1 protein-coding gene is annotated in these 6,635 nt (G+C 40.4%); it reads right to left on the bottom strand.

Annotation, left to right across the window (positions count from 1 at the left end; translation table 11 throughout):
• On the bottom strand, positions 1 to 6,180 hold a 6,180-nt coding region (locus JXQ92_RS19150; RefSeq protein WP_421988262.1), incomplete at its 3' end, for a beta strand repeat-containing protein.
• Positions 6,181 to 6,635 lie beyond the last annotated feature (455 nt).

The raw sequence follows: 6,635 nt of genomic DNA, 5'->3' as shown, positions 1-6,635 counted from the left end.
TGCCGTTAAGCCTGTTGGTTGTGTAACTGTGTAATTGCTAGCATCGGTACCTGTTAAGGTATAGTTACCTGTTGCTGAGACGGCAATGCCTGTCCCAACACCTTCACTCGCAAAGGCAAATTCTGGAGAACTACTTAATTCAACGGCATCACCTTCTATAATACCTGATAAACTTGCGTCTCCAACTGTCGCTGTCGTCGTTTTATCATAGGTCTTATTGTTAGCGGTGATGTTGACCGTCAGGGCCTTAGCCGTGATGTCTGCCGTTAAGCCTGTTGGTTGTGTAACTGTGTAATTGCTAGCATCGGTGCCTGTTAAGGTATAGTTACCTGTTGCTGAGACGGCAATATCTGTCCCAGCATCTTCGCTAGCAAAGGTAAATTCTGGAGAATTACTTAGTTCAACAGCATCACCAATAATAGTACCTATTAGAGTCGCCGAACCATTTACCGTTGCCAACGTATTTCCGTCATATTCTTTGTCATTACCAGTAATCCCTGAAATTGTCAAAGCCTTTGGTGTAATATCACCAGAAAGGGTTGGTTGGTTTAATTCGTAGTTTCTTGATTCTGCTCCTGAAATTGTATAGCCACTCACGCCAATCGTGATACTATTAGCTACATTGGGGCTCGTGAATGTAAATGCAGGGCTTCCACCTAAAATCACTTCATCTGTTCCGACAATCCCTGATAATGACGCAGTTCCGCTCGCAGTTGCAGCAGCATTACCATTATAGGTTTTATCATCTCCCGTTAAACCTATGATTGCTAATTCTTTAGGAAGAATGTGACCTGTGGATTGACTATCATCTATAAAATAATTGGGCGCAGCATCTCCTGCTAATGAAAATAATTCCTCTGTTATGATAGGTTTATTCGTTCCTACGTTAGCACCTTCGAAATCTAGTGTACTTGGTCCGACAACGGTTACTAGATCACCTTCAATTAGCCCCTCTAGTGTAGTTTGATCAACTGTAGTGGAAACTCCACCATCATAAACCTTATCATTAACCGTGACGGTTAATGTCAGCGCTTTTGGGATTATATCAGCACTTAAATTCTCTGGCTGAATGACCATATAGTTACCAGCATCGTCTCCACTAAGTTTAAATTCACCTGCTACTACTGTTACTGCTTTTTCACTACCCGCATTTGAGTCTTCGAATGCATATGCACTTGGTGTTTCACCTAATGAAACGTCATCGTCACCAAATACCTCTTCATCCGTATTTAGGTTGGCCGAACTTACTGAAGCACTCACATTACCATCGTATATTTTATAATCGACTTGCAATGAGACTGACAAGGGTTTAGGTGTAATATCAGCGGTAAGACCTATTGGTTGGGTAATGGTGTAATTACCAGCATCGGTGCCTGTTAAGGTATAGTTACCTGTAACTGAGATAGCAATGTCTGTCCCGACATTATCACTCGCAAAGATGAAGGCACTTGGGTTATCATCTATAGTCACTTCATCACCACTCTCTATGCCTACCAAACTGACTGAGCCCACTGTAGCCGTCGTTGTTTTATCATAGATCTTACTATTAGCAGTGGCATTGACCGTCAAAGCCTTAGCTATGATATCGGCAGTCAAGCCTGTTGGTTGGGTAACTGTGTAATTGCTAGCATCGGTGCCTGCTAAGGTATAGTTACCTGTTGCTGAGACGGCAATATCTGTCCCAACATCTTCGGTAGCAAAGGTAAATTCTAGAGAATTACTTAATTCAACAGCGTCTCCATCGATAACGCCCTCTAAACTCGCTTCACCGACTGTTGCTGTTGTAGTTTTATCGTAAGTTTTGTTATTAGCGGTGACATTTACCGTCAAAGCCTTAGCCGTGATGTCTGCCGTTAAACCTATAGGCTGAGCTAGTGTATAATTACTAGCTGCGTCTCCGGTGATTGAATAATTACCCGAGGTTGTAACATTGATATCTGCTCCTACATTGGCATTTTCAAAGGCAAAATCTGGAGATCCACTTAATTCAACGGCGTCTCCATCGACAACGCCCTCTAAACTTGCTTCACCAACTGTGGCCGTTATGGTTTTATCGTAAGACTTGTTGTTTACAGCTACGTTCACCTTTAAGGTCTTGGCTGTGATATCGGCCGTTAAACCTGTTGGTTGAGTAAGGGTATAATTTGCAGCTTCATCTCCTGTAATTGAATAGTTATCCGAAGCAGTAATTGCTATTCCTGTCCCAACATCTTCACTTTCAAAAGCAAATTCTGGAGAACCACTTAATTCAACATCATCTCCCTGAATAACGCCTTCTAAACTCGTTTCACCTACTGTAGCTGTTGTGGATTTATCATAGGTCTTATTGTTAGCGGTTACATTAACAGTTAATGCTTTGGCTGTAATATCAGCAGTCAGCCCTGAAGGTTGGGTGATGCTGTAATTACCGGCATCTGCTCCTGTTAAGGTGTAATTACCAGTTGCCGAAACAGCAATGCCTGTCCCTACATTATCATTGGCAAAGGCAAACGCACTCGGACTGGTATTTATGCTCACCAAATCGCCATTCTCAATCCCTACTAAACTCGCAGAACCTACAGTGGCTGCCGTCGTTTTATCATAGGTCTTATTGTTAGCGGTTACACTTACCGTTAGTACTTTAGCCGTAATATCTGCTGAAAGGGTTGGTTGGGTTAATTCGTAGTTCCCTGATTCTGCTCCTGAAATCGTATAGCCACTCACGCCGATCGTGATACTATTAGCTACATTGGAACTCGCGAATGTAAATGCAGGGCTTCCACCTAAAATCACTTCATCTGTTTCGACAACCCCTGATAATGACGCAGTTCCGCTCGCAGTTGCAGCAGCATTACCATTATAGGTTTTATCATCTCCCGTTAAACCTATGATTGCTAACTCTTTAGGAAGAATGTCACCTGTGGATTGGCTATCATCTATAAAATAATTGGCCGCAGCATCTCCTGCTAATGAAAATAATTCCTCTGTTATGATAGGTTTATTTGTTCCTACGTTAGCACCTTCGAAATCTAGTGTACTTGGTCCGACAACGGTTACTAGATCACCTTCAATTAGACCTTCTAATGTGGTTTGATCAACTGTAGTGGAAACTCCCCCATCATAAACCTTATCATTAACCGTGACGGTTAATGTCAGCGCTTTTGGGATTATATCAGCACTTAAATTCTCTGGCTGAATGACCATATAGTTACCAGCATCGTCTCCCCTAAGTTTAAATTCACCTGCTATTATTGTTACTGCTTTTTCACTACCCGCATTTGAGTCTTCGAATGCATATGCACTTGGTGTTTCACCTATTGAAACGTCATCGTCACCAAATACCTCTTCATCTGTATTTAGGTTGGCTGAACTTACTGAAGCACTCACATCACCATCGTATATTTTATAATCGACTTGCAATGAGACTGACAAGGGTTTAGGTGTAATATCAGCGGTAAGACCTAATGGTTGGGTAATGGTGTAATTACCAGCATCGGTGCCTGAAATTGAATATCCAGAAGAAATAATCGTGATGTTTTCGGACGCGTTTACATTCGAAAATGCATGAACTGGCTCACCCGCCAATGTTACATCATCATTCGTTTCTACTCCTGATAGTTCTGCCGTACCACTTACTGTAGCTTCCGTACTTCCATCATACACTTTGTCATCTCCGCTAATACCTGTAATCGTCAGCTCTTTAGGTGTTATACTTCCTGTGAGTGTTGGTAATGCGAGGGTATATTTATCAACATTATCCCCTTCTAACACATACCCTGTTACCAATATATCTACATCGGAAGCAGCATCAGGTGCATTAAAATTGAATTCAGGCGTTCCTGTTAAATAAACGTCATCACCTTCTTCTATTCCCAATAACTCAGCGGTACCACTAGCTTCTGCCAGTGTGTTACCATCATAAACTTTATCCACTCCTGTAAGGCCAGCAATCGAAAGCGTAATCCCTAAATCAAGATTTGCTTCTCCTGGGGTATCTGGTTGGACAACAAATACACTGCTATTAGCTACCCTTCGAGATAGTGAATTTCTATCGTCCCCAGGTTCTTGAAGATTAGTATTGCCTAACGCTGCCCTCAAATCTTCGTCATCTGTGTCACCATATACGATCACATCTACCAAACCATCTAAACCGGGGGCTGATCCTGTATTAAAATCCGAAGTCGAGCCTACATATAAAGCAACGGCATCAGGGCCATTCTGAAAAGAAGTACTCCCCCAATCCAAATCCAAATTGGGCACTTGATCACCACCAATCACAAAAAAATCATTGCCACTAAGGGATCCATCCAGCCCGATATCCTTATACGCCAAATCATTTGCTCCATTAAATAATACCAGTACTAAATCACTTAAATCTTTTGCTTCGTCACTTTGATTAATAATTTCTAAAAACTCAAATTCTGCGCTTGCTTTGGGGTATATTTCATTAATCAACAAGTCATTTGGTGTTATATAAACGGTAACATTATCTTGTGTTGATTTTTCCCTATAGTCGTTGTACAGGCTTATGGTCAAATTAGCTATCCCATAGGCATTGGAATTTGGAGTGAAGGTTAAAATTCCACTATTTGATATTTCCGGTGCCGAGCTGAATAAACTTGGATTGTCATTTTCAGTGATGCTAAACTGAACTTCATCATTTAGATAAAGGTTACCATCATCAAAAGAAGTAATAAAGTTTAAAATAGTTGTGGCACCCGCATTTTGGTCAACTGTTTGGTTTCCGGCATGCATGAAAGTTGGCGACAGGACTTCAGATCTTACGTCTCCAATAACTCGCTGCGGGGTAGGAAGCTCAAAGTATGTACTAGCACTAATAGGCACGAACAAAGTAGCATAAATAATATTGTATTGACCATCTTCTCTATTTGGAGTAAATATGACTTGATCGGTTGAGCTAATACTGTCATTTTGATCCTTAACTACGGGTTGACCATTGATTAATAGTTCTCCGTTGATCTTTTGCACTTTATAATAGCTTCCTTCTGGATAATCCGTTGCACCTGCCAGATCCGAAAACTCCAATTGTGTTGCTCCATTAATATTCACTATATTATTATCTGACGGCCTTGTAGGATTGAACGTATCGCATTGCGCTTGATTGACTGTACATCCACTGAAAGTAGGGTAATTGATTAACCGAGATTGCTTAACCTTTTTAATTTCAAGCCCACCATTATTTCTAGCTACAATAGTTATTTCACGGAGCTCCTCTGAAATAAATCCGTACGCCTCCTCAAATCTAATGGACTGCAAAACCTCTTGTAGAATAGTATTAGTGGCATTTTCATTGAAATCTACCGACAACAGATCATTACCTCCGGCGCGTCCATTAGCCATATTTAGGCTACCAACTACAACATCATTGGCTAACAAATCCATGTTCAGAGTGGAAATGGATATATCATCTTCATCATCATCTGAAATTATGAGAGAATCTCCGGGTTCTGCATTAGTAGAAATTTGAGCGGACAAACCGCCCCCAACCCACATGGTTTCGTCTGCTAAACTCACGGTACCAGTAGGAGAAATCTGTACAGGATCGTCCCCTTGAGAAAAAGTAACTTCATCATCACCTACCGTCAGAGAGGGTGCATTACTCGCAGTTACATTTTCTACAGCGAGCGATGAAATGTAAATTGAAAAATTATTGTTTGTACTGATATCGATGTATGAAATAGCTGTGTTATTATCGCTAAGGCTAATTGTCATACCAGATTGTGCTGGAATGGAAGCTAAATCGGCCATTGGACCAGTATTACTTACAAAACTGAATACTGCGGCGTTTCCATTATTGAAAACGTAGATTGAATTTGTACTGGAGACATCAAATGTTTCAGATCCAGAAAAAGATAGTCTCAACTTAGTTTCGAAGTCGTTTTGATCTTCAATATTTCCTTCAGTATAGCTATAAGCCTTATTATTGGCACTTCGCGTTCCAAAACTTTCCCCATCTACAACCAAAACATGTTCTTGGTTTTCTGATGTGTAGAATTGGGCGTTTTGAGCAGCAAAAGTACCCCCAGCATCTTTAACATGCTCGAAGGTGATTGTCCCTGTAAATTCTAACTCATTAGGATTAACGGGCGGAATATCTCCTGCTAAAAATGGAATTGCATTAAAAAGCAGGCTTAAAAAGACTAGGCTAAGTGTGTTCTTTACTGGTGAGAATTGGCGCATATACCCCATTTTTATTCAAGTTGATTTGAAGATCATTTTTGAAACCGACGCAAATCGGAAACTCCACACGAAGTAGGAATGGGGTGCTTATACTCTAGGCAATGCTAGGATAAAGCACTTCAAATAATATCAGGGGGTAATGCCTTGTAAAAGAAGTACAAGACTTGGTTCAGAAAACCTGAGCAACAGACTATGTTATGCATTCACGTTGGAACTATACGTTCTAAATGAATACGGCCTAATTAGTGTCGAGCTTTCAAATCAAATATAATAGGTAAATAGAACTATCCATAATTAAATTAATTTATTTAGTAATTATTTCATTTTATTAAATGGAATAGATAATTACTTAGAAGGATAATATTACTTCAAAAAAATATGCAGTAAAATTTAAGGAGGCCATAAAAAAACGCTAGCCAAGCTCTTACCAAAGCCCCACTAGCGTTAGATTTTTC

It is taken from the genome of Roseivirga sp., assembly GCF_049099775.1.
In the GTDB taxonomy this organism is placed as follows: Bacteria; Bacteroidota; Bacteroidia; order Cytophagales; family Cyclobacteriaceae; genus Roseivirga.
This window is presented reverse-complemented; position numbering and strand designations above follow the sequence as displayed.